The organism is Stutzerimonas stutzeri (genome assembly GCF_000935215.1).
In the GTDB taxonomy this organism is placed as follows: domain Bacteria; phylum Pseudomonadota; class Gammaproteobacteria; order Pseudomonadales; family Pseudomonadaceae; genus Stutzerimonas.
In genome coordinates this window covers 1-3,602 of record NZ_JXXD01000388.1, presented here as the reverse complement: position 1 = coordinate 3,602, position 3,602 = coordinate 1, and the positions used below count along the sequence as shown (strand labels likewise).

Annotated in this window: 3 protein-coding genes; 2 read left to right on the top strand and 1 reads right to left on the bottom strand. The window is 65.8% G+C overall.

What is annotated here, in order from left to right; all coding sequences use genetic code 11:
* Positions 1–249: hypothetical protein (locus LO50_RS25035; protein ID WP_162484531.1), on the bottom strand; the 249-nt coding region annotated here is incomplete at its 3' end.
* Positions 250–663: 414 nt separating this feature from the next.
* Here LO50_RS25035 and LO50_RS23595 point away from each other — a divergent pair.
* Both LO50_RS23595 and LO50_RS23590 read left to right on the top strand, forming a co-directional pair.
* Entirely contained in the window at positions 664–1,494 is an 831-nt protein-coding gene (locus LO50_RS23595) for a DUF932 domain-containing protein (protein WP_023110659.1), read from the top strand.
* 74 nt (positions 1,495–1,568) lie between these two features.
* Positions 1,569–3,602: ParB/RepB/Spo0J family partition protein (locus LO50_RS23590; protein WP_044316563.1), on the top strand; the 2,034-nt coding region annotated here is incomplete at its 3' end.

Below are 3,602 nucleotides of genomic sequence, written 5' to 3'. Positions count from 1 at the left end.
CCCGCCGCGCGATGCTTGGCGCCCCTGGAAGACCGCCGAACCGGCTGCGCCGGATCGGCCAGAAGCCAATCGCAGTCCCAGCAGCAGAAGCAATTTCTCGATGCCTTGTGCATGAGGGCTGTCCTGGGCGTGATGTTCATCGAGCATCGAAGTCAGGGCGTCCCCGGCCAAGAAGACATGGCCGGTCGCGCTGTCGTGCGCGTTGCGCATCGAGCCGCCTGCGGCGTCTCGCCCCTGACGGGCTTCCATCGTTCCCTCGCTCCGCTCGGCTGACGCCTCCGGCCCGGCTTCTAGATCCGGGCCTGCGCGCTTCGCTTGCCGTGCGGTTCGGCACATAGGGATGGCCGTTGCCATGTCCAGCCGTCTTCCCTGACCTCATCACCTTGTCTGCGACTGTAGCCCGCGCCCGTGTGCCGTCAAGGCACGCAGGGCCGTGTCCTCGGCTGCGCCTGCGGGCCGCACCAACCCCGCGCTTGCCTCCTTGACGGCCCCCGTTCGCGCGCTCCTGACCGTCGCGGGCGATGAACTCAGGAAAGACGGTGGCAACAGGGCTAACCGGGTTCCTCGTGCCGACCGCACCGAACAGCTGAAAGGCTGGGCTCCGAATCTAGGAATCCGGTGTGCGGTGTGAACAGCAAACCTCTTTTTGTCAGGAGAAAGACCATGCAACTCGCATCCCGTTTCGCTTCCCGTTCCCCGGCACTGCGCAGCGAATACCCGCTGACCGATGACCAGATTCACCGTGTCGCGCCGTCCATCTTCGCGGACGCCCCGCATGAGAGCCGTTCGCAGCGGTACGCCTACATCCCCACCGCCGCCGTGCTGACCGAGCTTCGGAAAGAAGGCTTCCAGCCCTTCATGGTGACGCAGACCCGCGTGCGCGATGAAGGCAAGCGCGAGCACACGAAACACATGATTCGCCTGCGCCACGCCAGCCAGATCAACGGCGCGGAGGCTAACGAAATCGTGCTGCTGAACTCGCATGACGGCACCAGCAGCTATCAGATGCTGGCCGGCATGTTCCGGTTCGTGTGCAGCAATGGTCTTGTCTGCGGCGACACCGTGGCGGACGTGCGCGTGCCCCACAAAGGCGACGTAGCCGGCTCCGTCATCGAAGGCGCTTTCGAGGTGTTGAGCGGCTTCGAGCGGGTGAAGGAATCCCGCGATGCCATGCGCGCGATCACGCTGGACGAAGGCGAGGCCGAAGTGTTCGCCCGTTCCGCGCTGGCCCTCAAGTACGACCCCACCGACAACAAGCCAGCGCCCATCACCGAATCGCAAATCCTGATGCCGCGCCGGTTCGACGACCGCCGCCCGGACTTGTGGAGCGTGTTCAACCGCACCCAAGAAAACCTGACCAAAGGCGGATTGCATGGCCGCAGCGCCAACGGGCGCCGCCAGCAGACCCGCCCGGTGCAAGGCATTGATTCCGATGTGCGCCTCAATCGCGCCCTCTGGATGCTGGCCGATGGCCTGCGCCAGTTGAAAGCCTGAACCCTTCCGATCTTTTACCCGCCGGAGGGGCGGTTCCCCTCCATTCCCTTGTTTCACTTGATTGGAGATACACCATGAACGCCGTTACCACTACCGAAGCCCGCGCCATCCAAGCCCCCGCGCTGGAAGCTGCCGACCCGACCAAGAACCTGATTCTGGTTCCGCTGTCGCGGCTGGTGTTGCGCCCCACGGGCCGCAACGTGCGCAAGACCCCGCGCATGTCCATCCCCGAACTCGCCGCATCCATCCAGCGTGTCGGCCTGCTGCAAAACCTGATCGTGATTGCATCCGCCGATGGCGAGCATTACGAAGTCGTCGCCGGTGGCCGTCGCCTCGCCGCGTTGAAGCTGCTGGCGAAAAAGCACCGCATCAGCAAGGAATGGGAGGTTCCTTGCCTGCTGGTAGCCGATGGCACCGCCCGCACGGCCAGCCTCACCGAGAACGTACAGCGCGAAGCCATGCACCCCGCCGACCAGTTCGAGGCATTCGCCGCGCTGGTGGCCGAAGGCCGGCCCATCGAGGACATTGCGGCGGATTTCAGCGTCACGCCGCTGGTGGTGCAACGCCGCTTGAAGCTGGCGAACGTGTCGCCGCGCCTGATGGCCGACTATCGCGCCGATGCCGTCACGCTCGATCAGTTGATGGCGCTTGCCATCACCGATGACCACGCCGCACAGGAAGCCGCGTTCTACGATGCCCCGCAGTGGCAGCGGCATCCGTCCCACTTGCGCGAACGCCTGACCGAGCGCGAAATCGACGCCTACCGGCATCCGCTGGTGCGGTTCGTAGGGCTGGACACCTACGAAGCCGCAGGCGGTGGCATCCGCCGCGACCTGTTTGCGGAAGGCGATGCGGGCGTGTATCTGACCGATGCCGCGCTGCTGGAACGACTGGCGCAAACCCGGCTGGCAGGCATTGCCGCCAATGTTCGCGCCGAAGGTTGGGCGTGGGTGGATGCCACGCCGGGCGCGACCCATGCCGACCTGCACACCTTCCAACGCGCCCCGAGGGAGCGCCGCGAACCGAACAAGCGCGAAGCCGCACGCATCGAGAAGCTGCAAGCCCGGATGCACGAACTGGCCGAAGCCGTGGATGCCGCATTGGACGCCGACGACGAGGAAAAGGCCGATGCCTTGCAGGAGGAAGGCGAAGCCGTGGGCGAGCAGTTGCAAGCGCTAGAAGATGGCTTGCAAGACTACGGCGCGAACGTGAAGGCCGCAGCCGGAGCCATCGTCACCATCGACCGCAACGGCGAGGCCGTCATTCATCGCGGCCTGATGCGCGAAGCCGAAGCCAAGGCGCTGCGCACACTGGAAAGGATTCGGCAGGGTTTCGGCGGCGAAGGCGAAGCCGCGAACGACGAGGAAGGCGAGGACGGAGACGACGACAGGCAGCCCAAGGCCGCCGCCATGTCCGACCGGCTGGCGCAGAAGTTGAGCGCCCACCGCACCGCCGCGCTGCAAATCGAAGTCGCCCGGCATCCGCAAGCCGCGCTGGCCGCCGTGGTGCATGGCATGGTGCAGACCGTTTTGCAGGGCAGCCACTACGGCCACGACTTGCCGCTGGGCGTAAGCCTCAAAGTGCAAGACCGGCTGGAAGGCATGGCCCCGGACTTGCCCGAATCGCCCGCCGCCGTGGCGCTGCGCGAACTGCAACAGGTGGCGGGCGAAGCCTTGCCGGAGGACAGCGCCGAACTGTTCGCCGTGCTGCTGGCGAAGCCGCAAGATGAACTGGTGCGGCTGCTGGCCGTGTGCGTGGCTTCCACGGTGGACGTGGTGACACCCCGCGCCACGCCGCACCAGCGCGGCGCAGAACTGGCGCAGGCCGTGGGCCTCGACATGGCCGCATGGTGGAAGCCGACCGCAGAAGGCTACTTCAAGCATGTTTCCAAGGCCGTGATTCTGGATGCCGTGGCCGTGTTTGCACCGGATTCTGTAACCCGGCTGGCGAAGTTGAAGAAGGCCGACATTGCCAGCGAGGCCGAGCGGCTGGCCGATGGCACGGGCTGGATGCCCGCCATCTTCAAGGCCGCAGGCCCGCAGGATGCCGTGCAGGAAGAAGGCCCGGAGCAAAACGCCCCGGAGGATGCCGAGGCAATGGCGGATGAA

Bases quoted from the DNA above. Each gene is read 5' to 3' on its own strand.
- LO50_RS23595 (WP_023110659.1), top strand. From the start codon at position 664: ATGCAACTCGCATCCCGTTTCGCTTCCCGTTCCCCGGCACTGCGCAGC.